Source organism: Dryocola sharpae (assembly GCF_051307055.1).
Taxonomy (GTDB): Bacteria; Pseudomonadota; Gammaproteobacteria; order Enterobacterales; family Enterobacteriaceae; genus Dryocola.
The window spans coordinates 37,618-63,738 of record NZ_CP149994.1 but is presented as its reverse complement, the minus strand read 5'-3'; the positions used below and the strand labels follow the sequence as shown (position 1 = coordinate 63,738).

Annotated in this window: 19 protein-coding genes, 1 tRNA gene and 7 pseudogenes; 8 read left to right on the top strand and 19 right to left on the bottom strand. The window is 49.8% G+C overall.

The genetic code is table 11. The annotated features are described in order from the left end of the window. Nucleotides 1-173: 173 nt before the first annotated feature. Both yicI and WLO31_RS00305 read right to left on the bottom strand, forming a co-directional pair. Nucleotides 174-2,498, bottom strand: coding sequence for an alpha-xylosidase (gene yicI, locus WLO31_RS00310; RefSeq protein WP_435928501.1), 2,325 nt, complete (start codon nucleotides 2,496-2,498; stop codon nucleotides 174-176). 99 nt (nucleotides 2,499-2,597) lie between these two features. Then, a complete protein-coding gene (locus tag WLO31_RS00305; RefSeq protein ID WP_435928500.1) occupies nucleotides 2,598-2,723 on the bottom strand; it encodes a hypothetical protein in 126 nt (41 codons plus the stop codon). Between the two features lie 478 nt (nucleotides 2,724-3,201). On the opposite strand from WLO31_RS00305, the gene WLO31_RS00300 reads away from it, so the two are divergent. Further along, nucleotides 3,202-3,296: transfer RNA gene (locus tag WLO31_RS00300), tRNA-Sec, on the top strand. Between the two features lie 25 nt (nucleotides 3,297-3,321). Here the strand turns inward: WLO31_RS00300 and WLO31_RS00295 are convergent. From WLO31_RS00295 to WLO31_RS00285, 3 genes are all read right to left on the bottom strand, one after another. After that, nucleotides 3,322-4,110, bottom strand: a complete 789-nt coding sequence (locus WLO31_RS00295) for an SIR2 family protein (RefSeq protein WP_435928499.1) — start codon at nucleotides 4,108-4,110, stop codon at nucleotides 3,322-3,324. A 77-nt stretch (nucleotides 4,111-4,187) separates the two neighbouring features. Then, nucleotides 4,188-5,189 carry a ParA family protein gene (locus WLO31_RS00290; protein WP_435928498.1) on the bottom strand — a complete coding sequence of 334 codons (1,002 nt, stop codon included), beginning with the start codon at nucleotides 5,187-5,189 and terminating at the stop codon, nucleotides 4,188-4,190. Nucleotides 5,190-5,299: 110 nt separating this feature from the next. Continuing rightward, nucleotides 5,300-5,491 carry a toxin-antitoxin system HicB family antitoxin gene (locus WLO31_RS00285; protein ID WP_435928497.1) on the bottom strand — a complete coding sequence of 64 codons (192 nt, stop codon included), beginning with the start codon at nucleotides 5,489-5,491 and terminating at the stop codon, nucleotides 5,300-5,302. Nucleotides 5,492-5,622: 131 nt separating this feature from the next. Here WLO31_RS00285 and WLO31_RS00280 point away from each other — a divergent pair, with 131 nt between their 5' ends. Continuing rightward, nucleotides 5,623-6,150: a hypothetical protein gene (locus WLO31_RS00280; RefSeq protein WP_435928496.1), complete on the top strand. Its 528-nt coding sequence runs from the start codon at nucleotides 5,623-5,625 to the stop codon at nucleotides 6,148-6,150. 236 nt (nucleotides 6,151-6,386) lie between these two features. Next, nucleotides 6,387-7,404 (top strand): annotated as a pseudogene (locus tag WLO31_RS00275) (virulence RhuM family protein); the annotation flags it as partial. Between the two features lie 118 nt (nucleotides 7,405-7,522). Here WLO31_RS00275 and WLO31_RS00270 read toward each other — a convergent pair. Beyond that, complete coding sequence (locus WLO31_RS00270; protein WP_435928495.1) at nucleotides 7,523-8,140, bottom strand: hypothetical protein; 618 nt, start codon at nucleotides 8,138-8,140, stop codon at nucleotides 7,523-7,525. Between the two features lie 151 nt (nucleotides 8,141-8,291). On the opposite strand from WLO31_RS00270, the gene WLO31_RS00265 reads away from it, so the two are divergent. From WLO31_RS00265 to WLO31_RS00255, 3 genes are all read left to right on the top strand, one after another. Then, the gene (locus tag WLO31_RS00265; RefSeq protein ID WP_435928494.1) at nucleotides 8,292-8,591 is read left to right on the top strand and encodes a hypothetical protein; all 300 of its coding nucleotides are present in this window, start codon (nucleotides 8,292-8,294) and stop codon (nucleotides 8,589-8,591) included. Between the two features lie 8 nt (nucleotides 8,592-8,599). After that, nucleotides 8,600-9,178: a DUF1349 domain-containing protein gene (locus WLO31_RS00260; protein WP_435928493.1), complete on the top strand. Its 579-nt coding sequence runs from the start codon at nucleotides 8,600-8,602 to the stop codon at nucleotides 9,176-9,178. Between the two features lie 548 nt (nucleotides 9,179-9,726). Next, a complete protein-coding gene (locus WLO31_RS00255; protein WP_435928492.1) occupies nucleotides 9,727-9,816 on the top strand; it encodes a hypothetical protein in 90 nt (29 codons plus the stop codon). 424 nt (nucleotides 9,817-10,240) lie between these two features. Here the strand turns inward: WLO31_RS00255 and WLO31_RS00250 are convergent, their stop codons facing one another. From WLO31_RS00250 to WLO31_RS00240, 3 genes and pseudogenes are all read right to left on the bottom strand, one after another. After that, a complete protein-coding gene (locus WLO31_RS00250; protein WP_435928490.1) occupies nucleotides 10,241-10,855 on the bottom strand; it encodes a hypothetical protein in 615 nt (204 codons plus the stop codon). Further along, entirely contained in the window at nucleotides 10,845-10,994 is a 150-nt protein-coding gene (locus WLO31_RS00245; RefSeq protein ID WP_435930689.1) for an HNH/endonuclease VII fold putative polymorphic toxin, read from the bottom strand. Before WLO31_RS00245 ends, WLO31_RS00250 begins: the two co-directional genes overlap by 11 nt. A gap of 595 nt (nucleotides 10,995-11,589) precedes the next feature. Continuing rightward, nucleotides 11,590-12,035 (bottom strand): annotated as a pseudogene (locus WLO31_RS00240) (VENN motif pre-toxin domain-containing protein); the annotation flags it as partial. 145 nt (nucleotides 12,036-12,180) lie between these two features. Here WLO31_RS00240 and WLO31_RS00235 point away from each other — a divergent pair. Further along, a complete protein-coding gene (locus WLO31_RS00235; RefSeq protein WP_435928489.1) occupies nucleotides 12,181-12,468 on the top strand; it encodes a SymE family type I addiction module toxin in 288 nt (95 codons plus the stop codon). A gap of 59 nt (nucleotides 12,469-12,527) precedes the next feature. Here WLO31_RS00235 and WLO31_RS00230 read toward each other — a convergent pair whose 3' ends face one another. The 4 genes and pseudogenes from WLO31_RS00230 to WLO31_RS00215 all read right to left on the bottom strand — a co-directional run. Next, complete coding sequence (locus WLO31_RS00230) at nucleotides 12,528-12,854, bottom strand: zinc ABC transporter substrate-binding protein (protein WP_435928488.1); 327 nt, start codon at nucleotides 12,852-12,854, stop codon at nucleotides 12,528-12,530. Nucleotides 12,855-12,889: 35 nt separating this feature from the next. After that, a pseudogene (locus WLO31_RS00225) lies at nucleotides 12,890-13,655 on the bottom strand (hemagglutinin repeat-containing protein); the annotation flags it as partial. 9 nt (nucleotides 13,656-13,664) lie between these two features. Further along, nucleotides 13,665-14,126, bottom strand: coding sequence for a hypothetical protein (locus WLO31_RS00220; RefSeq protein WP_435928487.1), 462 nt, complete (start codon nucleotides 14,124-14,126; stop codon nucleotides 13,665-13,667). Continuing rightward, nucleotides 14,113-16,218 (bottom strand): annotated as a pseudogene (locus WLO31_RS00215) (polymorphic toxin type 25 domain-containing protein); the annotation flags it as partial. The gene WLO31_RS00220 and the pseudogene WLO31_RS00215, both read right to left, overlap by 14 nt. A 340-nt stretch (nucleotides 16,219-16,558) precedes the next feature. Between WLO31_RS00215 and WLO31_RS00210 the strand changes: the two are divergent. Then, on the top strand, nucleotides 16,559-16,813 hold the full coding sequence (locus WLO31_RS00210) for a SymE family type I addiction module toxin (RefSeq protein WP_435928486.1): 255 nt from the start codon (nucleotides 16,559-16,561) through the stop codon (nucleotides 16,811-16,813). Between the two features lie 386 nt (nucleotides 16,814-17,199). Here WLO31_RS00210 and WLO31_RS00205 read toward each other — a convergent pair whose 3' ends face one another. The 6 genes and pseudogenes from WLO31_RS00205 to WLO31_RS00180 all read right to left on the bottom strand — a co-directional run. Then, nucleotides 17,200-17,505: a hypothetical protein gene (locus WLO31_RS00205; protein ID WP_435928485.1), complete on the bottom strand. Its 306-nt coding sequence runs from the start codon at nucleotides 17,503-17,505 to the stop codon at nucleotides 17,200-17,202. After that, nucleotides 17,502-18,455, bottom strand: a pseudogene (locus WLO31_RS00200) (DUF6862 domain-containing protein); the annotation flags it as partial. The gene WLO31_RS00205 and the pseudogene WLO31_RS00200, both read right to left, overlap by 4 nt. Nucleotides 18,456-18,748: 293 nt before the next feature. After that, entirely contained in the window at nucleotides 18,749-19,132 is a 384-nt protein-coding gene (locus tag WLO31_RS00195) for a DUF6911 family protein (protein ID WP_435928483.1), read from the bottom strand. A gap of 1 nt (nucleotide 19,133) precedes the next feature. Next, a pseudogene (locus WLO31_RS00190) lies at nucleotides 19,134-20,242 on the bottom strand (cytidine deaminase-like fold-containing protein); the annotation flags it as partial. 151 nt (nucleotides 20,243-20,393) lie between these two features. Then, nucleotides 20,394-20,831, bottom strand: coding sequence for a hypothetical protein (locus WLO31_RS00185; protein ID WP_435928482.1), 438 nt, complete (start codon nucleotides 20,829-20,831; stop codon nucleotides 20,394-20,396). A gap of 3 nt (nucleotides 20,832-20,834) precedes the next feature. Further along, a pseudogene (locus WLO31_RS00180) lies at nucleotides 20,835-25,544 on the bottom strand (hemagglutinin repeat-containing protein); the annotation flags it as partial. Between the last annotated feature and the right edge of the window lie 577 nt (nucleotides 25,545-26,121).

Here is a 26,121-nt window from a genome sequence, read left to right as displayed (position 1 = left end):
AATGAGGAACGGAAATATTGTCAGGAAAATAAAATTTTTTTTAGCAGAGCGGCGGAAAACTAACGCCAATTCATTTTTTTGCGGCGCGCAAGGCATAGCTTATGTCAGCGAGTAAGGCACATTGACGCTTCACCTCTCCCCGGAAGAGAGAGGTGAGGCAAGAGAAGGAAAAATTAAAGCTCGATAATCAATCCGGACCCGGCTGAACCCGGCGTTATAACCACGCCCTGCTCGCTCGCCGCGTGCCTGCCCTGCTGCGCGCCTTTAATGCTGCTGATGTTGCGCAGGCACAGCGTCCACTCTTTTGCCTGGCCTTCACCCTGAACGGCCAGCATGTTGCCTTCGCGCTTAACCTTCAGCGTAAAGATGACCGAACCATCTGCCGCCGGGACTTCGCACACCGCTTCATGCCCTTCCTGCAGATTAAATAGCTGGAACTGCGTGCCTTCGTGCCACGCGTAGTCCGGCTTCTGGTCGTTATTGCCGAGCGCCAGCAGCGTGTTCTCCCGCACGTAAACCGGCAGGCTCAGGAAGTCATGCTGTTGTTTATGCCAGCGGCTGCCCTGCGCCTCATGGTTGGTGAACAGGTGCGTCCAGCGGCCTTCCGGCAGGTAGAACTGCACGTCGCCCGACTCTGAGAACACCGGCGCCACCAGCACGGCATCCCCCAGCATGTACTGGCGGTCCAGGTAGTCGCAGCCCGGATCGTCCGGGAACTCCAGCATCATGGCGCGCATCATCGGCGTGCCGAACTCCGCGGCCAGCGCCGCCTGGCGGTAGAGATAAGGCATCATACGCGATTTCAACCGCGTGAAATGGCGCACTACGTCGCAGGCTTCGTCATCATAGGCCCACGGCACGCGGTAGGATTTGCTGCCGTGCAGGCGGCTGTGGCTGGAGAGCAGGCCGAACGCGCACCAGCGCTTGTAGACATGTGCGGGCGCGGTATTTTCGAAGCCGCCGATGTCGTGACTCCAGAATCCAAAGCCGGACATGCCCAGCGACAGGCCGCCGCGCAGGCTTTCCGCCATCGATTCATAGTTGGCGTAACAGTCGCCGCCCCAGTGAACCGGGAACCGCTGCGCGCCCACGGAGGCGGAACGGGCAAACAGCACCGCCTCTTCTTCACCCAGCTCCTGTCTGAGCACGTTCCACACCAGCTCGTTGTAGAGGAACGCATAATGGTTGTGCATTTTCTGCGGATCGCTGCCGTCATGCCAGACCACGTCCGTTGGAATGCGCTCGCCGAAGTCGGTTTTAAAGCAGTCAACGCCCATGCGTACCAGGCGTTTCAGGTGCCCGGCGTACCATTCGCAAGCCTGTGGGTTAGTAAAGTCGACAATCGCCTGCCCCGGCTGCCACTTATCCCACTGCCACACCGCGCCGTTCGGGCGCTTAAGCAGATAGCCATGCTTCATGCCTTCGCGGAACAGCGGCGACTTCTGGCCGATGTAAGGATTAATCCACACGCAGATTTTCAGGCCGCGCGCTTTCAGGCGCTTGAGCATGCCTTCCGGATCGGGAAAGGTTACCGGGTCCCACTCAAAATCGCACCACTGGAAGGCCTTCATCCAGAAGCAGTCGAAGTGGAAGACGTGCAGCGGCAGGTCGCGCTCGGCCATGCCGTCGATAAAGCTGTTCACCGTCGCTTCGTCGTAACTGGTGGTGAATGAAGTGGTCAGCCACAGGCCGAACGACCACGCGGGCGGCAACGCCGGGCGGCCCGTAAAACGGGTGTAGCGATCGAGCACCGCCTTCGGCGTCGGACCATCGATCACGAAGTATTCGAGGTATTCACCTTCCACGCTGAACTGTACTTTGGAGACTTTCTCAGAGCCCACTTCAAAGGAGACGCGTTCCGGGTGATTCACCAGCACGCCGTAACCGCGATTGGTGAGGTAGAACGGAATGTTTTTATAGGACTGTTCGGTGCTGGTGCCGCCGTCGCGGTTCCAGGTTTCCACCGTCTGGCCGTTCTTCACCAGCGCGGTAAAGCGTTCGCCCAGACCGTAAACCGCTTCGCCCACGCCCAAATCCAGACGCTCGAAAACATACGTGCTGCCGGTAGTGGCATCCTGTACGTAGCCGTTATTTTTAAACGCGCTGCCGGTGATGCGCACGCCGTCACGCAGGAAATCCAGCGCCCAGGCGTCGCCTTTGGTGACGCGCACGCTCAGGTTACCGCTTGCCAGCTCCGCGAACTCGTCGGTGTTCTGCATCTGTACTTTTACATCGTGCAGCACGTTGAGCGGATAATGCGGGCCGTGGTTCACCGCGCCCTGGAAGTGCTCAATGCGCACGCCGACAATGCCCTCCTGCGGGGAGAAGAAGCGCAGCGTAAACAGTGGCGTATCAAGCTGGCCTGCTCGCTCGCTGACGTCCTTCGTCCCGGCATACACCACCATTTCATTACCGCTAAGCTCTACGTCAAATACCTGAATCGGGTGAATCAACGCAAGCCCGGGCTGGATAAGCCAGTTACCGTCACTAATTTTCATTACCTAATTCTCTCCTGCTGACATTCTTTCGATAAGGGAATGTTTTTAAATCCTGCTGATTGCGACGCACGCCTGCCGCCAGCTCACTGTGAGTTTTCTTCAGGAACGGCGCAGGGTGTAGTAACGTTTGGCGGCCACGGTGTACATCAGGGGGAGCAGCGTGTAGGCACCGCCGCCCAGGCCATAGCCAAACTTTTCCTTCGCGGAAAGCACCTGCCTTGTCATCTCTATGGTCCCTGACCTTGCAGCATTAACTTTTTGATATATCCCGTTTTAGGGCATAGGACGCAGAGCGGAAATTCTGTTTTCTGGTTATCAGGTTACGATTCTTAATAACTGTGAGCCGGGTCGCTCTCCTGGCAGGCTAAGAAAGGAAAAAACGTATGGTTTATGTATGAAATAGTTATTTTGCCTAAGGGTTGGGGAAGTATTTCCTCACACTACCCCGAAATAATTCGGGCGCAGGACAAAAACGCTAACAGCGTTTTAGGACAGCTAAAAGCTGGCCCCAACGAGGCGAGGTTCCTGCCGGGTAACGTGACAAGGGAGGGCCCCCAGGGGCTTACTTTAGTAAGTGGCCGGGAGAAGGAGAGCAGCCAACACTCCTGTGGCCCGAAGAATGACGGGAAAAGGCAAAGCATTGTTTGGCGTATCTCAAAAACCCGGTATAATCCGCCCCGCCTCCATGTAGCAATGCAGGCGCGGAAAGTCGTCGTCTCCGGTGAGGCGGCTGGACTTCAACTCCAGTTGGTGCCGCCAGCGGTGCCGGGCAGGTTCGACTCCTGTGACTTTCCGCCAATTTTTTGATTATACTAATGCTAAATCACCAATTACCATCCTCTCTCAACTTATCTCTGTATTCGTTTACCTTTGTGACCAAAAAATCAAGAGATAATGTTAGTTCCTCATGGTTATTATTTTTTGAATATGTAATTACTTTAGCATTCATAGTACCTTCTATTATCTCAATATGATCTTTATGCACTTCACCTTTTGCTAATATAAAATAATGAGATTTATAACTACCATGCTTAAAGAAAGTGTCTTCTAATAAAAGTCTTATATCAGGATCATTAACCCCGCACCCAATAAATATAAAATTATGAGTAATTGCCAATGCTTGAAGTATTTCATAAAATCCATTATATTTAGATCTTGCTTCAGCATATTCTTTTCTAGTAAATATTAATTTCTCCGGCGTATCGATTGTACCATGTGCCTTAATAATCAATCTTCCACTTTCTTTTATTGCAGATTGGACATCATCATCATAATGGTTTTTTACTTGCGTCGCACCGTTAGTCTGAGTATTTACATAAGTATCGTATATTTTATCAAAATTCGGGGAAATGACAATTCTTGAATCAAGATTAAATATAGTCCTGTGAATCTCTGCCGGTTCATAGCCTGGTGTTAAATATTCATCACGTAAAAGACCAACAAAACGCTCTTTTCCTAATTTCTTTTTTATTATTTCACATGCTGTTAGATAATCATTTTCCTTCAAAAATCTTGAAATATGTCTGTTATTACCAGGGATTTGGTTGAGCATTTCTTGTAATAAACTAGCCCAAGTTTTAGGTCTTCTTCCAATGCGATTAGTGCTGTTCATAGAAGCACCTGACCCTAGATATATTACAGACTTACGTCTTGCAATATCTTTTATTAATTCGACAGGCCAGTTTATCATTATACGGACCCCATTTGCTTAATTATATTGTGTGCAATGGATTCAAAAATTTCTTTCGCATCCTTCACCATAGAAAAGTGAGCACCAACAACACCATCACTGGATTTCAGTCTAAAAATTGGGCAATTAGCTGATTGAGAAAGAGGAACTAAACTATGAAGATTTTGTATTTCTCCAAGTTTAAAATCATCAATATTATTAATTGATGCTCCAATAAGATTTTTTTCAATTAAAGAGGGGATTTTTTTGTTTATTTTTTCGTAAGCCCTTACCGGTCTCTTATTACCTGCGACGGTTTTTGCGGTATATTGTTGTACAGCATAACCTAAAAATTTCAAAGTCCATTTAATTTCAGCACCAGATAAAGTAAATTTTTCACCTTCCTCTTCATTATGAATGTCTAGGCTTCGACTAATTGATGTCTTCCATTTATTTAGCGATATAGCTATATTTTCAATGGCTGATAAACTAAATAAATCAACGGACATTGGAACTATATAGAAGTCAGAAGAGATCAATATTGAGCGGTTTAAAGCGCCTAATGAAGGGCCAACATCAAAAAATATGTAATCATAATCTTTTTCATATTTTAATAGCAGATCTTTTATGACAAAATTAGTTTGCAAACCTCTGGCATCGCCAGCAATAGCAGACTTCCAATCTGAAGCAAGTAAATCCTCACTCAAGGACAATTTAGGATCTCCTGAAATGAGATCAAATCCAAAGCGTTTAGATTTCAATGGAATAATAGGCGAATCAAGAAAGCCTTTACCCTTTTTCAAAGGTTCAAAAAACAATTCGATTGTATCACGCTTCACCTTTGAATATATTTTTTCTATCTCGTCCTCACTCATACAATATGTAGTTGTATTGCATTGAGGATCAGTATCTACTACCAAAACTCTCTTCCCATATTCAAATGCAAATATTGAAGCCACATTACATAGTAAAGTAGTTTTACCTACCCCGCCCTTGTTGTTAAAAAAAACAATGCTTTTCATAGTAATCCTTTTATAAAAAATAAAATTTCTGATGTAAAGTTCAGAGAAGTATAAGTAAAGCCAAAGAATATTAATTAAAGATACATATGCATCCAAGCCATCTAAGTGCTTTATCCCTTCGGCTCAATCCCTTTCCTCTTCAAAGCCTCGCGAGCAAGATTCTTAAACCAATTCGCGAGGCTCATTCCTTGTTCAGCCGCCTCAACATCCAACTGCTCACGCAAAGCCGGGTCAATACGCATTTTGAACTGAGGTGACTGGCCGCCACCTTTTGGTTTTTTATCGCGTGAAGTGATTGACAAGAGGCCACCTATTTAATATTTTGGATCTTATAGGAGGCCACCTTATCATATTGCCTCTGAAAAGAGCAACGCCCCGGCAGTGCTGCAACACATACCGAGGCGTCTAACCACAACGTTAAGGACATAACGCCATGGCTAACACGAATAGTACCACAATCCCCCCTTCTGAAATCCTGTGCACTCAACCAGTTATCGAGTCGGCTATTACCACGCTTTTAAAAGCCCCGTTTGGCGCGGCGATAGATTTATTCCAGGTGCTCGATTGCTGCCAGAATCTTGCCGATGCGCTTATCGAAAACGACGATCATATCGAACGCATGGCGCTGTGCGGCCGCCTGTATGCCGGGCTGGAAGTATTAAAGGTTGTATTAAAAGCGCCGCTGCCCGCACATCTGATTGAACGTCTGACGGTAGAGGTGGCGAAAGAAGAGGATTATCCCTGCCCGCTTTCAACGGACTCCGAAACCCTGCGGGAATACTGCGCGGCATTAACTATGCTGCTGTTACAACGCCAGCAATCGGCTGAGCAGGAGGAGCACATCACAGGCTTAGTATTCGAGCTGATCGGCATTCTGGTCGAGGATTTAAAAGCGCCGCGATTTGTCCGGACTGCTGCGGGGTTAGTGATGATTGGTGATGCAACGAATAAGATTCATTGAGTAGGGTTGAGGGTGGCGGTCTTATTTAAGTCTGGGTCCCCTAACTGCCCCCTTTTCTCCGGAAAAGGGGGCAGTTGTCAACGCCTCAAAATCCCATGACTAACCGGGGATTCTGCACAGGCCCGCATAGTTCAAAATAAAAAACATTGACCGGTTGTGAGTAGCCCGCTTCAAAGAGAATCTCTGGCATACTCGACAAATTGCAGCGTTGTAATCTGGTCCCAAAAGGAGGCGGCATGACACAGGAACATTTAACCCATCCCCCGGCAGGTGAATTTCTCATGTTTGCCAGCGGTGACGGGGAAGCACGCGTTGAATGTCGCTTTGAGTCAGACACAATCTGATTATTTCAGGCATCAATAGCTGACTTGTACGATAAAGATGTTCGAACCATTAACGAGCATTTAATCAATATTTTTTCTGAGGGTGAACTTGGTCAAAACTCAACTATCCGGAAATTCCGGATAGTTCGCCAGGAAGGAAAACGCCAGGTTTCCAGATAGATAGATCACTATAACCTTGAAGCAATACTCGCTGTTGGTTACCGTGTTCGCTCCCCTCGCGGCACACAGTTCCGCAAGTGGGCAACCCAAACGCTCCAGGAATATCTGATCAAAGGCTTCGTGATGGACGATGAGCGGTTAAAAAATCCGCCCGTTGGAACATCGGCTGTGCCTGACTATTTCGACGAGATGCTGGAGCGCATCCGCGATATTCGTGCCAGCGAGCGCCGGGTTTATTTACGGGTTCGGGAGATCTTTGCGTTAGCCGCCGACTACCAGCCCTCGCTCAGGGAAACGACACAGTTTTTTCAAACTATCCAAAACATACTGCATTTTGCCTGCACCGGCCGTACTCATTCATCAGCGTGCTGATTCCAGCCAACCGAATATGGGCTTAACCAGTTATAAAGGGGAAGAGATCCTTAAAAGCGACGTAACGGTAGCCAAAAATTACCTTAATCACGATGAAGTCAGCGAACTCAACCGCGTAATCAATATGTGGCTGGATTTTGCCGAGGATCAGGCCCGGCGTCGCCAGCAGGTATTTCTGCATGACTGGCAGGATAAACTGGATCAGTTTCTGCAATTTAACGACCGCGAAGTTTTGCAGGGTGCAGGCACGGTCAGTAATAAAGTGGCAGATGAAAAAGCGCAGGCAGAATATGCTCAGTTCGCTGAGCGGCGGCGCTTAAAAGAAGCCGAAGGAGAAAAAGAGATTGCCGGTTTACTACAGTGGAAAAAGAGCCAGAAAGTAGATCTTGCCTGTCCCATACTGCACGCACCGACAGGGAGGACAGATCCACGCAGGCGGCGCCGCAAGCTACTTTAATTAACAGCTTTTCGGCACCCTCCGCAACCAAACAGGGTTTTTACATCGGCGGCGTCAGCCCGTCTTTTCCCACAGAAATACCGCGCGCCACAATCTGGTCTTTATCGTTTTTCGTCGCAAACAGCACTACTTTGGTGCCGGGCTTTAACAGCGATCTGTCGCCGGGCGCGATCAGCACCACCGGCACGTCATCCGGCACGACTATCGTTTTTTCTTTGCCGTGATACTTCACCGTCATCTTGCGGCCATGGCTGTTCACCAGTTTGCCGACGGTGCCGTTAGTCATGGTGTTCACCTGGCCATTGGCGGACTCAAAGGGGTTAAATCCTTCCCCTGAACCGCGCAGGCTTGGGTCAAAAACATGGACCTCAAGCGCTTTCAGCGTGCCGTCCGCCTGTTGCTCAGCGGCGGTGCCGATAAAGCTGTCGGGCCTGATGTCGCTCATTTTCGCCTGGCTGACGCCGTTTACCTTCGTTTTATCCGTCAGCCCGAACGAGAGCTTTTCACCCTGGCGCGTGGTGATTTGTACCGAGTTGTCATTCACCGTATCAATAGTGCCGCGCACGGGTTTAATGACGTTATCCGTTGGGGCCGCAGTTGCCCCAGCGCTAAGCAGCAGCGCGCTCAGTAACAGGGCGGAAAAACGATGCTTAATCATGTCTCTCTCCGGCGTTCAGCGGCGGGCGTAGCACGAATAATTATTCGTGATACGCTACGCACTCTAAGGTAGTGATTCACCGCATCAATACGCTGATGGGCGATAATGGTGATTCTCTGGCCCGTTGTTGCGCGCCGTTTCAGGAAGAATTATGGCTTATAAATACGCTGTCGCACTGCTTTTCCCGCTCCTTATTTCCGGTTGCTCCTCGCCCGATAGTTCAGGCTATGACGGGCACCGCACCCATAGCGCTGCGGAAGTGGACGAAACCTTTATCCGCGCGCCGTATCCCGATCCCTATTACAACAAAGAATATCTGAGCCAGGATCAGCGTCGGGCGATAAGCGAACAGCTCCGCGCAGACAGGCTCGAAGCGAGAGGAAGACGGGATAACAGCACCGACAGCGGCGACGGCTTCGGGCAGCCCGTACCCCGCGGATTTTTTAACTGAGGAAAAGTATGAATACGCAATATCGCTGGCTGAATGAACCGCAGAGCTGGTCGCTGGATAAGGACGTGCTGTCCGTGGTGACGGATCAGAATACAGATTTCTGGCAAAAGACCTGGTACGGATTCGAGCGTTTTTCGGGACATATCTTTGCGCGGGAAGTGGCTGGCGATTTTACCTTTCAGGTTCGCGTAAGAGCGGATTTCACCACGCTCTACGATCAGGCCGGCATCATGTTTATGGCTGATGAAAAGCACTGGTTAAAAGCGGGGATCGAATTTAACGACGACGCGCCGGCGATCGGCAGCGTGCTGACGCTCGGCCATTCCGACTGGGCAACCGGCGTTTTTCCCGGCGAGGCAAAAGAATTCTGGATGAGGCTTACCCGCAAAAAAGACAGCCTGCGGCTGCAGTATTCAACGGACGGTCAGCAATGGCCGCTTCTGCGCTTATCCTTCTTTCCTCCTGAGCGGGAAAAATGCTTCGTTGGCGTGATGTGCTGCACGCCGGAGCGCGGCGGCCTGGCGGTTCAGTTCGATAATATGCGGCTAACGCCCGCGCTGGACAAAACTCTGCACGATCTTACGTGAACAGAACGCCGGCTTAGCCTGTTTAGCGGCCGCTGATTTCTCTCCGAAACGATGCTCAGGCGGGACAAAACGATCGCAGCTGCAGATATCTCTGTTTTGCGCTGCTGGCTGCAAATGCCGTGTCCGCTGCGCGCAGACAACAAAAAACCCCGCTGGTGAGGCGAGGTTTTTTGTTTTTGCTACGTCAGGGCTTTTACTGCTTAGCACACCACGTAATCTCAACACCCGAAATATACGACGAATCCCGCGGCGGCGCAAATCATTGCTGCTATTTTAAGCAAAAGCTAAATTTTCATTCTGCGAAGCCGTTCTCATTCGCGACAAACAACTGTTTATTTATACAGTACAATTGCTACACTGTTGAGGTTGAAGATGCTGTGCTCTGAGGTCGCACTCCGCCGCGGAATACAAGTCCTGGCTGAAACGGGTGGTGCCGTCAGCGCCTTAACCTCTGAGGGGCACACCATGTAGTCTCAACAAACTCAGCCGGTTACAGGCAGCGGAAAGGTACGCCGGCTGAAAGTGCTCCTGGCAACAGGAGAAAGCGTATGAGCTGGATGGAAATCGCGCTCGCGTTTCTGAAACTCATGGTTGCGCTGCTGCAACTGCTTGAAGTCGTCATGAAGTACGTTAGGTAGTTCATGTTCAGGCCGCACCAAAGGGAGGCGGGCAACCGCCTCCCTTTAATAAACCTTCGGCGCCTTTATATCGGCGGCGTCAAACCATCTTTACCCGCCGAAACATCACGTATTACAAGCTGGCTTTCTCGTCTTTCATCGCAAGCAGCCCTACTTTAGCGCCTGGCTTTAACAGCATCCTGTTTCCGGGCTCAATAGCACCACCGGCAAGTCTTCCGGCACTATCACCGTATTTCTGCTAGCAGGTCGTCGGACTGGTGGCACAGTCGCTTATCAGTTGCTTCTGCTGAGCCGTACTCAGTTCTTCGTACTTCTTAACAATACCGCCACAGTCACCGCCGCCAGCCTGACAGGACTTCATTTCAGCCGACCAGGCATCTATCTGTTTACTGCTCAGATAATTATTCTCAACAACATAAAACCGTTAATTATATAAATTTTTTAAAGTAACACTTTTACCTATGGCAACAACCTCTGAGTCATTTTCATCAAATAGGCCTAAGAGGAAAAAAACAACCCCATTGTTATGCAATATATTCTCAATCCATTTTGTTAGTCGCCCAGCCTGAGGTTTATCAATATCACTCAAATCTGGTGGCAGATTGGAAAAAAATAATTTCTCTTCTGAATTTATTAATTCCTGAAGGTCACTGCAAAGAGAACTAGCAATACGGCAAGTCCCTGTTAGTATCAATCCTTTCCCACCTTTGTCAATAAAGGACATTTTATCTTGGAAATCATCGATTTTTACCCCTGAATTTTCTACCAACCCCCATGTTTTTTTATAATTAACTATCGCAGTATCAGGCTGTTCTGGAACTAACTGTACCATCGTATAGATACGATCAAAACTACCATCAGTAACAGTAGAATACATTTCTTTTAATAGTCGTGCGCCAAATTCCCTCCGGGAACAATTAGGTAGTTCCCAACTTACAGCTGAAATCCCATCTACTTTAGGAATAAAACCACTAAAATCAAAAATATCATTTTTGATTTCTATATTTTCAGCATATCGCTTAATATAATTAATAGCCATAAGGGTTTCCTTTTTCATCATTAAAATGTGGACCTCTATTCTGACTTGAATCATCTGCAAAGAAAGGACCACCGGCATCATCACGAATATAAACTTTCTGGGTCCCGCCGTCTGGTTTTGGCGCTTCAAATTTATATATATCCTGGTTGAGGATTTTTTCGCTTATCGATATTTGGATATACGTTACTCGGGCTTTGACTTACAGGAATACCAGATTGCCTTTTAGCTTCATTGAAGGCCCCAGCCCTTCCAGAACCTTCAGGAGACAAGTTTGCTGGCTTATCTAAATAAGCCAAATCATCCTTATTTGGCCCATCCGGGATAGATGTTACGGTAGTATTCCCACCTGTATCAGGCTTGCCTTTCGTATTTCCGGTATTTGTCGTTCCCTGACCTGAAGCCTGATTATTGCCCGTATGGATCGGTACATTTCCAGTTGCTGTCTGATTTCCACCTGTGCTTGTCGAACCAGATTCCACGATCTGATTACCATCAGTATGTGAAGGAGCATACTTATCCTGCAATGAACTCAGATATTTACCGGTAATTTCATCATTACCCATCATTTCCAACATAACAAGATGATCCAGTTCATCAGACGTCATCTTATCGGCAACATCCTTGATGGCCGCTCCAGCAAGGCCTGCTATTCCAGCTTTTGCATCGATGTCCAGCAGTTGCTCCGCAACCTTTGCCCGGCACGGTGCCGCTATTGCGCAGCCTCTTGCTACCAGGCTCAGCGCATTATTCTCAACCGCATTCTTCCCTGCCACTGCTCCGGTCGCCGCGCCGGATGTGCTGTCTCCTGCTATCCCGCCCGCCATACCTGCCGAGATGGTGGCCAGCGAACTCACCGTCTGCTTCTCTTCTTCTGACAACTGGCTGACAGTTTTTTCCGGATAAAGGGTGGCCATAATGGCGCTGGCTGCAAGCTCGGCCGAAGCTGCCCCGGCAGCGCCTGCCGCTGTATTATTCCCCTGAAGCATGGCTACCGCACCACCCAGAATGGCATGGGCGATAGCGTTAACGGCTGCATTGTCTTCCGTAGGTTTCTTCAGCAGGTGCGCCAGTTCCGGGCAGACGCACCTGCCAGTGCGCCGGCAATATTACCACCCGCCAGCCCCTGAAGCGCTGCTGTGGCCGCCTGAATACCGCGCTGGATATTACCCCCGGTACCAAACCCGGAATCATTGAACGCCTGGTTGTAATATCCCTGATAAATCTGGTCGTTAATATCTTTTTCGTTTGGCGTTTTATCCGGATTTTCCTTCTGCCACTGCGCCCGCGCCGCATCCCGCTCTTCCGGCCTGACGCGCTGCATCTTCTTGTTTGCAGCTCTGGTCACCGTTATTCACGATTCAAAGACCCATAACAAGGCGACCTCTATTACGCTGAAGGGCGGCTGGCTGGATGAGGCGGGGTTTGAGACCGGGATGCCACTTAAGGTGCGGGTGATACCGGACTGCCTGGTGCTCACCACGCAGGAGTCGCTCCCGGCCCCGCCGCCCGAGCCGGAGATCATGCAGACGCTCAGGAAGGTCTGTAAGTTCTCCGCCCGTAAGCAAAAGCAGGTAACGGAGCTTATCGAGATGATCGGTAAGCCGCAGCGGTAAGGCGCTAACCGGCTGGCGTATAAAGTAAAATCCCGGCTTGGTGGCCGGGATTTCTTTTATTATGGGCCAACCCACGTTAATTTAGACTTCAAATCGTCAGGCACTATATTAAATAACTCTTTTATATAAATAAGATGTTGATTGTAATTTGGCGATATATCCTCATTGCATTTTTCAACGTAATATTTTGCTTGGTTATTTAAAAACCATATATCGTGTTCTGTAAAGTTCTGATCCAGGATAGTAACAGTCAAATTATGAACAAGTTCAGCTTCCAGATAGCAAGATAAATTCAGGCTTTTTTCTTTCTTTCCCAGTCGCTGTAGGTTTCGTATGTAAGGCAGTGCAAGTCCTAACATTTTTACGTATATTTCATTTTTATACATGTAGCCATCCTCATGATTAATATGCATAAAATTCATCACTTTCTTGTCGGCACAGAAGAAACTCCAGCCGGAGCATTTTTAGTCTGAGACCATGAACCATTTTGTATAAGCTTTTCAATATACGAAGCATCTCCTGTTTTTTTGTATATTTCCTGAGCTGCAACCATCCTGTGATTACCTTCAGATATATAATAATTTCCTTTACTATCAACATATCCAGCAATACGCCCTTCAGGTGCTGTAAATTTATAATTACCACTCACCATATCGTTTTTAAGCTGATCCACCTGTTGTGGATTCCGTAATCCAACTTGCATACTTTTTATTGCGAATGGAATGCCGCCTTGGGATAAGTTGGTTACGGTAGCTTTTGCTAGTTGTACTAAATCCTTTGCCAGTAACCCACCCGAAACCAACATGGCCTGATTTTCTGGATCTGAGGCAAATACCGCAAATTTCGTCCATTCCGGGCTGTTTACATCTATTTTCGCCAAGTCCTGACCGTTCCACTGCTGAACATAGGCTTTAGCCTCATCACTGGTCATCACGTCCGCGCCAATGTTGCCAAGCCAGCCCGGACGATTCACCATATCCGAACCACCCTGAGCAACTTCCTTATCAATAACTTGCGCTTCCAGCGGATTATCTTTCAGTCTCTGGTCAGTTTCCGCACTCTGCTTGTCACTAACCTGCTTCCATTTTATTGATAACAGCCTGGCAGTCACCACCTGATTTACGGCAGTCCGACAGTTCTTTATCGAAGGTAAGAGCCTGAGTACTGCTTAAATAGTTATTCTCAACAACAAAAAACTAATAATGAATAAACAAAATTATCCATACTGCATACATCAACCTTGAAAGCCAAAGGAAGATTGAGTTCAGAGAGAAGTCAAATTCAGTGAAGAATACTCGAAGGAAAACAAACTTGTCTTTTTCGTTAAAATTCTTATTGTAGAAATAACGCCCATAAACTGAAAATAACAGAAGCGATGTAACCCCTGATAAATTACCCAATAGAAGAAGGAAAATAAAATTTTGGCGATAGCTAACTACAGCTCCAAAAATATAAGCTAACAAAAGAAGCAATAATGACAAATTCGACAAGTATTCTTTCTTAAAAAACATGTAATTTAAAAAATACAATGCATCGCGACCAATCTTAGGGCCACCAAGCTTTTTATATACGAAGACAAAGAAACAGATTGCCCATAAGAACATAAGCATCAGCATGCCCAATGCCGCCAAATTAAAGATAGAATCATTTGAAATCATGATGATAAACCTCTTTCATCGAATCACCACTGAAATCCATTACCCCTTCACCTGATTCCGATGATTTTCCACTAAAACCAATATTTGGACCAACAGAAAAAGAAAATCCAATCCCATCTTTACCTGCAGAAACCCCTATAGAACCAAGGCCTAAACCTGCGGAACCTGAATAATTTCGTTCAAGATCACCAAATAGGCCTGGATTATAAGGGCCAAAATCTACACCTATCGAAGCACCTGCTTCTAGACCAAATCCAGTGTTATAGCCAGTGGATGCAGAAATATAGTGATTATTAACTAAGATCTCCCCTTTTGGACCAATACCAATTGCCCCAGACGCTCCAGCCTTTGCATTAGTACTTACTTTCCACTCTTCTCCAACTGAAGGTCCTATATGTGAATTATTGATTGCTTCACTGATCTCTTCTACGTTCTTTCCTTGCTGACTCGGATCAAACGCCAGAGAGGCATCCTGCTGTACGCGAGGCGGTACAAGGCCGGACATTGAGTTATTCTCAACCGCATTCTTCCCAGCCACTGCCCCGGTTGCCGCGCCGGATGTGCTGTCTCCTGCTATCCCGCCCGCCATGCCTGCCGAGATGGTGGCCAGCGAACTCACCGTCTGCTTCTCTTCTTCTGACAACTGGCTGACACTTTTTCCCGGATAAAGGGTGGCCATAATGGCGCTGGCGGCAAGCTCGGCCGAAGCTGCCCCGGTAGCGCCTGCCGCTGCATTATTTCCCTGAAGCATGGCTACCGCACCACCCAGAATGGCATGGGCGATAGCGTTAACTGCTGCGTTACCTTCCGTAGGCTCTTTCAGCAGATGCGCCAGTTCCGGGGCAGACGCACCTGCCAGTGCGCCGGCAATATTACCACCCGCCAGCCCCTGAAGGGCAGCGGTGGCCGCCTGAATACCGCGCTGGATATTACTCCCGGTACCAAACCCGGAATCATTGAACGCCTGGTTGTAATATCCCTGATAAATCTGGTCGTTAATATCTTTTTCGGTTGGCGTTTTATCCGGATTTTCCTTCTGCCACTGCGCCCGCGCCGCATCCCGCTCTTCCGGCCTGACGCGCTGCATCTTCTCCTTCGCGTCCTTCGTCGCGATAATCTCACCCTGCGTCCGCGCAATATCCGCCACCTGGCCGCCGATATCGCTGATCATCCCGATTTCCTTCAGGCGGTTCTGCTCTTTCTCCTTGTCGAAGATCGGGCTGATGCTGTCGTTGGCATGTTCAGTGTCGCGACTCAGGTTCGCCACGTCCTGCTTCTGATTGCCCTTGTCGCGGATGGTGATAGTGCCGTTCGCGATGGCGGCCTGAGTGGTGCCTTCCGCATGACCGCTGTTGCCCGCCACCGAAATCATTCCGCCCGGCATATTGCCTTTGAACTGGTCTCCGAAGCTGCCCGCGCCGCTGATACTGATGCCGGTGTGCTGGGTTTTGAAATCCGCTTCGTTGTGGATATCCGTGAAGCCCAGCGTCCCGGTATCCAGACTGTTTTTATCTGCCGTGGCGGTGGAAGCAATGACTGCGCCATCAAGCTGAGTGTGGTTGCCGATGGTGATATCGAAGCCGCCATCACCGGCGAACATCCCGGTCTGCTCAGCCACCGAGTCGAAGCGGCTCTTCATCTTGTCCTGGCTGGCACTGATGTAGCCGGAGCCCGTCATGCTGCCGAAGGTGAAGCTGCCTCCTGCTGCCACGCTGGTCTGCTTGCTGTCGTATTTGTTGGTGTCCTGCTGGCTGCCCATCAGCAGGTCATGACCCACATCGGCGACAATTTTATTGCCGTTGACCTGCGCCCCGTTGAGCACGGTGTCGTTCCCGCTTTTGATAGTGACAGTCTTGCCGCTGTCCAGCGTGGTTTCGGCCCAGCCGGTGCCGTTGCCTTTGTCCTTGCCTTTTGCCGCGTTGACGTTGGCGAAGACGCTGATACCGGCACCTTTACCTGCACCAATACTCACGCCGATACCACCGCCGCTGCTGCTGTTCTTGCCGCTGGATTGCTGGGTGCTGGCGGCCCCGCTGAGAATGACGTCATTCTTCGCGTCCAGCAGCATGTCGCCGCCCGCTTTCAGCTGGCTTTCGTATTTAAAAATGCAACGTTACATGAATCGATAATATTTACCGAAGCGGCCTCGCAGATATTAACTTTGTTTCTTAAGCCAATACTGTGTTTTTATTCAGCAAGATATAATAGACGCAGCAAAGCAACCGAAAGACCGTAACATGAAAAACTATAAAATAGAAAATTCTGATTATTAAAGAGTGCGACATGAAAGTGTTCAAAGCACTTCCATGCCGCTGACCACAAAAAAATTACACAGAGTTGAATATGGCTGACACCAATCTTAATCCAGGAACCACTATTGCCAAAACACAATCGAAACTTTTGGCAGTAAATACAAAAAAACACGAGGCAGCATGCAAAATAACGATCGCCGCTTGTCTGAGAAAGCAGAACCCAAAGTACTAAGGGATATAACGGTCAGCTACGTCAGCATCCGTCATTACGACCGCAAAACCAACAGAACAAAGCGCTATACCCGAAGTGCCAGCCTGCGCCTGAACGACACCTGGATGGAGGATGCCGGGTTTACCACAGGCACCAAAATTGATGTTCGCGTGATACCGGGTTGCCTGGTGATCGCTGCCCGCCGGTGGAAACATCGTTTATGAAAACACTGAACAACATCAAATGCTTGCCGGAAAAAGAATAGTAGCAAGTGATGATATTTTTACAGGGTGTAGCGGCTAAGGTGGCGCATAATTTTGTGTGATCCCGCAAAAAAACCGCCTAATGAAGGCGTAATGCCAGTCAATTAAGCATTTTAATGTATATAAATTCATAATTATGCTTGGAAGGAAAACAACCAATCAGGGTTTCACCCCCGTTTTACTTCTTTGGAGGCTCGAATTATCGAGCCTCATTTCCTTAACTGACCAGCACTACCTAATGAAGGCGGATTTTTATTAAACCAGATTATCATCATGGCCCAAGATTAACTTGCGGGTGAGCTTTATCGCCGTCATCCCAATCCAATCGCCGAATTCAAATCGCTCTATCAGAAACCACTCAAAACAACTTCACCTCGATCATATTTTTTAATGCCCGCTCCATTTATCTCAAATATGAACAGTTCAAAACCTTTGATAGTTAAATTACATCCTTCATCTAGAACCTCCGTACCCCCTGTAAAAACCAAGGTCAGTCCATCAGAAAGAAAAATCTTAAAACCACCCACGGCTTCTACTATTTTTTCAACTGTATACTGGTTGTCGAATGGCCGACCATAAGGCCCATCCGGCAGAAAGAAGTAAAATGAACTCCTCTTATCCACCCAACGTTTAACTATTTCATTAGATTTCATTTTTTTATAATCCAGTCATTTTGTGGTGTTGGTAAAAAGATCTGAGTGACACCGCCATGCAGGGTAGGGTTAGTTCCTTTAGTACCTGTTTGAGCTGCTGCTGCACCTTCATAATACGTAGTGCCTTTCGGTATTTTTATAACAGCTTGATTCTGGAATGTGTTTCCCCACTCAGGAAGCACAGCACTATCGAGCTGAGATTGTAACGGCCCTTTTGAGGGTTCTGGAGTCCAATAACGACCATCCACTTTCGCAGAACCACCATAATCTCGGTAAAGATAAATGTCCTTTTCTGCAACTTTCTCAGTATAAGTCCCACTTCTGAATGTAGAGGCTGGAGCACGAAGATCATTTGGGTTACCTAATGGTCCAGACTCGTGTGGTCCGTAAGATTTAATCGTTTGGGCAGTCTGAGTAGTTTCTGCTGATACTACCTTATTTGTCAAAGAACTAAGTTTGTTTGCTGCCGCAGCGCCTAAAATTGGGGCTACCGAAGCAGCTACAATTTTCATGCCATCATAGGTTTCGATGTACGCCGTGGCAGTGGCTTTATCAACCTTAAGTTGTGCCATAGCATAATTCACCATGGCATCTTTAACTTGTTGTTGATTCTGTGCATCGACACTAGTGGCATCCAGCAAATTCACGATCTGCCCATAAGCATCCGCATATTGCTGACTTATTTTCGAGTTGTACGGCCCAGTTTCGTATTCTCCTTTTGCTGCAATAACTTCCAGCCGCGCTGCTCCACAAGCTGCGCTGGCTGCCGCACCATTACCACAAGCCTCAATCACTTTTAGATCACTGGCGATATCTTTTTCACGCAGATCATTAATAGTGTGCTGTGCTTTTTCTCGCTCTGCCGGATCGTTGCTATGTAGTTTCAGTTTCGCTATCTCAAGTTCGGTCTTATCCGACACACTCAGATAGTTATTCTCAACAACAACTTTGTCCGTTGCGGATTGTTGAGCCGGAACCCGTTTTTCCCTGTGCTTTCCGTCAGTTACAAGCGGTTTTGTCTGTTGCGTTTCAACGCCCCGGGATTTTTCCCCCGACGCGCTTTTTTCGCCCGAACACGCTACCGACCCGGCGAGCATCACCGTGTACAACAGCCATGCCAGGGCTTTCCTTATCCGCTTCATCACGCTTCCCCTGCGTTCGAGGTGATCAGTAAGCCTCAAAGGCAGAGCGGTAACTGACTGGTGTATAAAGTAAAATCCCGGCTCAGAAGCCGGGGTTTACCTTAACTCAAAAGATCCGTTGATACATTGCCAGTATCGAAGAACTCTTTAAAGATCCTGACAACAAGATCAAAATCTCTTGTTAGCTGACGCTCAGACCAGCGATCTCCAAGTATTATTATTTCAGTGTCCGATTTAGAATGATCCCAGTATGTTCTTACCTGATATTCATCTTCAACGATTTCACCTAGTGTTATTAGGTAATAGCCATTTTCAACTCTAACCTGTAGCATTTCCACTTCTGATTCTATACTGGTAAGAATATCAAGCGTAAGAGAGCCTTCTTTTCCTTGAAGTTTCTCCAACTGGTTTAATATATCGTTCCAATTTGAGATCCGTTGATTGCCGCCATTTTCGTCTAGCGTCCAACTCATTTTGAAATTCATTTTAATCCCTAACCTTGAGAGATTTCATTCCAGGCTGCCAGTAGAGGACAGGGCCTGTAGTCTCTTCATAAATCGTTAAAGATTTCAGCCCTGCTTTATCAGCCATAGCTGCTATATCACCACGGCAATAGCCACATACAGGTTCTTTAGATACACTCATTGTCATCTCACGCCCTTGAGACATACCTTTCTCGAAAGCCTGCTGGATGACTCCCACCTCAGCATGAGCTGTAACCATATTTCCATTGGGAAGAGGCTTGTTTTGCTTATCTATTTTAGCCTGAATTCGTCCATCAATCAGCGTTGGTTTATTCACATCTGCTAACTCAGAAGGTCTTGCTCCCTGATTTGTATCAGAGAATTTAGCTCCATCAACATTCCCTTTCGCTACGACTTTAATATTAGCGTCAACGACTTTACCGAGCTGTTTAGCTGCCGCTGAACCTAACACTGGTGTTACAGAAGCAACGATAATATCCATGCCCTGCTTGGTTTCGGCATAATCTGAGCCGTCTGGCGATCAACACCCAGCACATCCATTGCGTACTGTGTTAGCGCATCCTTCACCTGCTGCTGATTCTGCGCATCAACGCTGGTGATATTCAGCAGGTTCACTATCTGGCCGTAAGCATCCGCGTACTGCTGGCTGGCTTTCGAGTTATAGTTGCCGGTGTTCTCGTACTCACCTTTGCCCGGATTCTCCTTCTGCCACTGCGCGCGGGCAGCATCCCGCTCTTCCGGGCTGACGCCCTGCATTTTCTCATTCGCGTCTTTTGTCGCAATAATCTCCCCCTGCGTCCGGGCAATATCCGCCACCTGGCCGCCGATATCGCTGATGGCCTGCACGGTCTGCAGCCGCTTCTGCTCCTTCTCCTTGTCGAAGATTGGGCTGATGCTGTCGTTGGCATGCTCCGTGTCGCGGCTCAGGTTCGCCACGTCCTGCTTCTGGTTGTCCCTGTCGCGGATGGTGAGGGTGCCGTTCGCGACAGCAGCCTGCGTGGTGCCTTCCGCATGCCCGCTGTTACCGGCCAGCGAAACCACCCCGCCCGGCATATTGCCTTTGAACTGGTCGCCGAAGCTTCCCGCGGCCCCACCGCCCGAGCCAGAGATCATGCAGACGTTCAGGAAGGTCTGTAAGTTCTCCGCCCGTAAGCAGCGCCAGGTCACGGAGCTGATCGAGGTGATCGGCAAGCCGCAGAGACAGAACGGTAACTAACTGGTATATAAAATAAAACCCCAGCCTCAAGGGCTGGGATTTCATTCAATTCCCAAGAGCATTATAAAAGGCTAAAACGCTGTTTAGATCTGTTTTCCATTCAGATATTTTTATTCCATCTTCATTATGCGTTGTACGCAACCTAGTAAAATTATTTATAGTTTCAGGAGTAAAACCCGGACATTCATCCAAAAATAAAACACTATTTTGAACAAAAACATCATCACCAAAAAAATATAGAACCCAAGTAAATATAAAATTCGCACTCTCAGGCTCATACATTGAAACAGCTAAAGTCGCATGTTTTTGATTTTCCAGCCCCTCTTTAAGAGAACATCTCCAACTATCCTGGTAGTCACTTATGTTCCAATAAGATAGAGGTATATCCATCATTTCCGAGAAATTATCAATGACTATTGATGCAGGTAAAACGCATTCACCCTCGATATTTACTGGTTTTTTTTCAGGAAAAATACCAAACATATATCAGTCCTTAATCCTGTTTAGATCGCTATCATAAGTGCCCACACGATTCCCTTTACGGTCAAACATTTTCCAACCATTGGTAACATTATGACTGTCAATATCAGGTGTAATGTAATTTTTTCCGTCATAGAAGACTGGCTGACCATGTGAGTTAAATGGTGCTTTTTGTGCTGGGATTCTTCGATCAAAGCCTAGTTGTCCAGCAGCCTCTTGGGCTTCTTTTCCTTTTAAAGCAAGGTAAGCCAAATCATCCTTATTCGGCCCCTCCGGGATCGGCGTAACCGTGGTATTGCCACCCGTATCTGGAGCACCTGTGCTGTTACCCGTATTGGTGGCACCGTTCTGATCGCGCTGATCCGGCGTAACCAGCGTAGTGCCTTTGTTTTCCTCAGGGGCCGGGTTTTCCAGCTTACCGCCGGTCGGATCTTTGTCCGCGACCGGCAGTTCAGTATGGCCCGGGCCACGTGTCCCGTCGCGCATACCATCACGCACCGCACACTGCTCACGCGTTCCTTCACAGCCGCTGCCTGCATCCCAGTCATCGCCATTAGAACCTTTACTACCGTTTGCGGCGGCACCATCCATCGCCGCCGCCGTATTCGCCGCTACTTCTGATGCTGCCAGGGCCAGATTATTATTCTCAGCAGCATTCTTCCCGGCCTGAGCGGCTGCAGCTGTACCCGCCGGGTTACCGCTAGCCAGATTCCCCGCCAGCCCTGATGCCAGCGTTGCCAGGTTGCTAATCAGCTGCTTGTCGCTTTCGCTCAGCTCACTGTTGCTCTTGCCTGGGAACATTTGCTCTTTAATAGCTCTGGCAGCCAGTTCACCGCTCAACGCGCCAGCTGCGCCGGCTGCCGCGCGGTTCCCCTGCAGCGAAGCCACCACGCCACCCAGTACGGCATGAGCTATCAGTGCTTCATTATCGCTGAGGCCGGATCGGTGTCCGATAATATTCGCCAGTTCCGGGGCCGATGCTCCGGCCAGTACACCAGCCAGGTTGCCACCGCCAGCCAGGGCGGTCAGTGCTCCGGTCACCGCCTGAAGTCCACGCTGAACCACCCCCCCCGTGCCGTACAATGACGAGGCATTGTTGTAAGCACGTTCTGCAACGGCGGTATCTGTAACTGATTTTCCTTCCTTCATCAGCTGCTGACGCGCTTCTTCCAGCGAGGCCGGATCTTTTGCCGCTTTACGTCCTTCCAGATCGCCCTGGGTTCTGGCCACATCGGCGGCCTGAGAACCTACTTCGCCGATCAGCTGAATTTCCTGCAGCCGCTTCTGCTCCTTCTCCTTGTCGAAAATCGGGCTGATGCTGTCGTTGGCATGTTCGGTGTCGCGGCTAAGATCAGCGACATCCTGCTTCTGGTTGTCCTTGTCGCGGATGGTGATGGTGCCATCAGCCACAGCTGCCTGAGTTGTGCCTTCGGCATGGCCTTTATTACCGCCGCCTGCCAGCAGGGCATTCGCCGCATTACTGGCAAACTGCCCGGCGATGCTGCCGCCGGTATTGAAAGAGCCGCCCGTGTGCTGAGTTTTGAAATCCGCTTCATTATGGATATCGCTGAAGCCCAAAGTCCCGGTATCGAGATTGTTTTTGTCTGCCGTGGCGGTGGAAGCGATAACAGCACCATCCAGCTGGGTATGATTGCCAACGGTGATATCGAAACCGCCATCCCCGGCGTAAAGCCCGGTTTGCTCCGCCACCGAGTCGAAGCGGCTCTTCATCCTGTCCTGGCTGACGCTCATATAAGCCGAGCCCGACATGGAGCCGAAGGTGAAGCTGCCGCCTCCGGCAACGCTGGTCTGCTTGCTGTCGTAGTCGTTATTGTCCTGCTGGCTGCGCATCAGCAGGTCGTGGCCCACGTCGGCCACGATTTTATTGCCGTTGACCAGCGCGCCATCGAGTACGGTGTCATTCCCGCTTTTGATGGTGACGGTTTTACCGCTGTCGATGGTAGTTTCGGTCCAGTCGGTGCCGTTGCCCTTGTCCTTGCCGTGAGCAGAGTTACCGTTGGCGAAGACGCTGATCCCCCAGCCACCGCTGCCGACGCCAATACCGACCCCGACACCACCACCGCTGCTGCTGTTCTTACCCGTGGTCTGCTGTGTATTGGCTGCACCCGCCAGCAGGATGTCGTTTTTTGCATCCAGCACGGTGTCGCCGCCAGCCTTTAACTGGCTTCCGGCAATCACAATATCCCCGCTGTTCGGGCCTTGGCTTTTACCGGTTGCAGTGATGGAGAGATGGTTGCCCGCATTCAGCGTACTGTCAGTGACTTCATCACTCCGCACATGTTGCTCAGATTTTGACTTTTGCGTGGTGAGAGAAACGCTGACACCGATAGCGTTAGTGCTCGGGTTTTCAGTATTCCCGCTGTCAGCAGCATCCAGAGCAACGGCCTGCCCGGCCTGCATACCTGAAAGAACTGATTTTGTTGCCTGAAGTGCAGCTAAACGGCCATCACTTTCATTTTTCGCATCCTGCGCTGAGTTTACGACATTGTTTATGGCTCCACCCACCGCGCCCGAAAGCGCCAGCGTCAACCCGCTTTTCTTCTGCTCGAAGGTTTCATCGCGGGTACGTTTGTCGTGGCCCGGGTCGATAATGACGCTGCTGCCGCTGAGACTCATGTCCTTCCCGGCGATCAGATCTGCGCCGCCAATATGTGCCTGGTTCCCGGCAGCGATAACCACGTTGCCGCCCGTAGAGCCGACGGTGCTGAAGCTCTGGCTTTGTGTGGTGTCCGCCTCGCGCAGGTCATGGGTGGATTTGCTGTTGCCGACGGTGATGCCGATACCGCCGGTGCTCATCAGGCCGCTCTTCTTCTCTTCCTTAAAGCGCCAGGAGGAATCGGTGTTGGTCGCCGCCACGATATCGACGTTGTTGCCCGCGCCCAGCGCCACGGTGTTATCACCCACCACGGAGGAGCCTTTCACCAGCAGGTTGTTGCCCGCCTGAACGGTCACGTTATCGCCGGAAAGCAGGGTGCCTGCTTCACGGGTCGCACTGTCTTCCTCAATGGTGTGGGTCGTTTTCTTGCTGAGGAACCCCTTTTTGGTTTTCGTCTCTTCCTTGTAGTGGTAATCGCTTCCGGTGGCGGTAGTGAGGTTGATGTTCCGGTCCGCACCGACGCCGATATCGCCGCTGGCGGTGACCTGGGCGGCTTCGGCGTTAACATCCCGGCCTGCGATAATTTTTGTATTTCCGCCGCTGGCGATTTCCGTGCCCTGCTGACGAACGGATTCGTTGATTTCGACCTTTTTCTTCGCCTGATAGCTGCTGCCCGCGGTGGTTTCCTGCGCCAGCAGGTTCACGTCGCGTCCGGCCTGCATCACCACATCATTTTCTGCGGCAATGCCCGCCGCCTGGCTGGTGATGTCCCGGCCTGCGGCAAGCTGAAGGTCACCGCCGCTGCTGACGGTGGTGCGGGCCACGTCCGTGCTGTGGGATTCGCTTTTGCCGTGGCTCGCGTTTTCGCCGGCCTGCGCAGCATTAAGGTTCAGGTCGTTGCCCGCCATCAGCGTCGCATTGCCACCCGCGTTGACTGCACTGGCGGCAAGCGTCAGGTCGTTGCCTGCCTGCATGCCCAGGCTGCCGCCTGCGGTGAGAGTGCTGCCCTGGTGGGTAATGGACTCATTGCTGGTGGCCTCTTTACCCTGGAAGCCCGACTGGCTGTAGCTGCTGGTGACCTGGTTTGCGGTGACCGCAATATCACCCCAGGCATTCATTAGCAGATTACCGCCCGCCGACACGTCTGCGCCGGTGATATTGATGTCCTTGCCGGCCAACAGGCTTAAGCTGTCCAGGGCGGTGATGGAAGCAGTATTGCCTACCTGCGTAGTGCTGAGGCTTACCAGCTGGCTGCTCTTACCGGACGTCGCCAGGCTCCAGTTATCCGCGAGCGTAATGTTATTAACGCTGCCGTTTATACTTTCGAGCGCCACGGTTTTCCCGGCAATGGTCGAGCCGATGTTGTTGATATCGCCCAGCGCGTTCAGCTGCAGCCCGCTGCCAGCGCTCATCAGCCCGGCGTTCAGGTTACTGATGCTGTTCTGACTGTCGAGGCTCAGGTTGTTGTTCGCGGTCAGGGTGCTGCCGCTGTTGGTAATGCTGCCGCCATTAAGCGTGACGTTATTACCGGCAATCACGCTGCCGTTATTCACCGTCACATCTTTCGGCGACAGATAGAGTTTCGGCACCAGCACCGTTTCACCGTTGATGGTGGTCGCTTCCCACCACAGAATGCTGTGATCAAGCGATGCAATCTGATCGGCGGTAAGCGCTATGCCAAAGTTCAGGCCAAGGGACTGCTGCGCGCGCGCCGCGTTATCCATCAGGTACTGCATTTGATCAAGATCGGAACCTACGCCATTGAGATATCGGTTGCCGGTCTGGTTAAGCATGACGTTGCTGACATAACGTGTATCAAAGGCCGCATCGCCCAGGAAGCGGTAGTCGTACTCAGGCTTCAGGTTGAGCCTGTCCATAAAGTAAGACGAACCGAGGAACTTGTTCTGATCGGTCCAGGTGCTGTTAGTTTCCCGCGGCGCTTCGCCCGGTTTATTCCCCGTCATGGTGTAGAGATCGCTGAACAGCGACGGGTCAAGCTGGCCGAGGCCATCCAGCTTAAGGTTAGTGGCAATAAGATAAGGACTTTTCGGATCGCTGACGGCCACAAAGTAGCCGCTGTTGCTGGTCGGTAGCGGGTAAGCGCTTAAATCCACCGCACTAGTGCTTACCGTCTCAGCATTACCGGCAGAAGCTTTATAGCCATTCAGGCTGGCCGCATTGCCTGACAGAGAGGTGGTATTACCCCCGGCGCCGGTATAGTTATTCAGGCTGACCGCAACGCGGATCACATTTAGGTAAATTCCTATTTACTTAATTAAAATTAAGTAAATAAAGATTTTTTTTAGCCCGCTAAATCCTGCGGTCAACGCTACAGAGCGGCAGAACGCAGTGCAGGTTATGCCCATCCCGGTACGGTTTTTAACCCAGAAGCTAAGCGGCTGCGTATTCTCTGGTACAGAGAACGGATATAAAAAATATCAGATAATAATGACCATCCCGGGCCCGCTATTCAGTACGCCTTCAGGAAAAATCATGGCTTATAAGTGCGCTGTCACGCTGCATGACCGGCCGCACTTCTTCTGATATTTCCGGTTACGACGGCCATCGCACCCATAGCCCGGCGGGCATGGACGATACTTATCCGCCCGGCCTGTTCCGATCCCTATTACAACAAAGAGAATATGAGCAAGGATCAGCGTCGGGCGCAGGGATGAC

Coding starts and splice junctions, on each gene's coding strand:
- WLO31_RS00270 (WP_435928495.1), bottom strand. CDS start 8,140: ATGATTAAGCATCGTTTTTCCGCCCTGTTACTGAGCGCGCTGCTGCTT.
- WLO31_RS00280 (WP_435928496.1), top strand. CDS start 5,623: ATGGCTAACACGAATAGTACCACAATCCCCCCTTCTGAAATCCTGTGC.
- WLO31_RS00295 (WP_435928499.1), bottom strand. CDS start 4,110: ATGAACAGCACTAATCGCATTGGAAGAAGACCTAAAACTTGGGCTAGT.
- WLO31_RS00290 (WP_435928498.1), bottom strand. CDS start 5,189: ATGAAAAGCATTGTTTTTTTTAACAACAAGGGCGGGGTAGGTAAAACT.
- WLO31_RS00185 (WP_435928482.1), bottom strand. CDS start 20,831: ATGTTTGGTATTTTTCCTGAAAAAAAACCAGTAAATATCGAGGGTGAA.
- yicI (WP_435928501.1), bottom strand. CDS start 2,498: ATGAAAATTAGTGACGGTAACTGGCTTATCCAGCCCGGGCTTGCGTTG.
- WLO31_RS00260 (WP_435928493.1), top strand. CDS start 8,600: ATGAATACGCAATATCGCTGGCTGAATGAACCGCAGAGCTGGTCGCTG.
- WLO31_RS00250 (WP_435928490.1), bottom strand. CDS start 10,855: ATGGCTATTAATTATATTAAGCGATATGCTGAAAATATAGAAATCAAA.
- WLO31_RS00220 (WP_435928487.1), bottom strand. CDS start 14,126: ATGATTTCAAATGATTCTATCTTTAATTTGGCGGCATTGGGCATGCTG.
- WLO31_RS00205 (WP_435928485.1), bottom strand. CDS start 17,505: ATGAAATCTAATGAAATAGTTAAACGTTGGGTGGATAAGAGGAGTTCA.
- WLO31_RS00265 (WP_435928494.1), top strand. CDS start 8,292: ATGGCTTATAAATACGCTGTCGCACTGCTTTTCCCGCTCCTTATTTCC.
- WLO31_RS00195 (WP_435928483.1), bottom strand. CDS start 19,132: ATGAATTTCAAAATGAGTTGGACGCTAGACGAAAATGGCGGCAATCAA.
- WLO31_RS00305 (WP_435928500.1), bottom strand. CDS start 2,723: ATGACAAGGCAGGTGCTTTCCGCGAAGGAAAAGTTTGGCTATGGCCTG.
- WLO31_RS00210 (WP_435928486.1), top strand. CDS start 16,559: ATGCAAAATAACGATCGCCGCTTGTCTGAGAAAGCAGAACCCAAAGTA.
- WLO31_RS00255 (WP_435928492.1), top strand. CDS start 9,727: ATGAGCTGGATGGAAATCGCGCTCGCGTTTCTGAAACTCATGGTTGCG.
- WLO31_RS00230 (WP_435928488.1), bottom strand. CDS start 12,854: ATGTATAAAAATGAAATATACGTAAAAATGTTAGGACTTGCACTGCCT.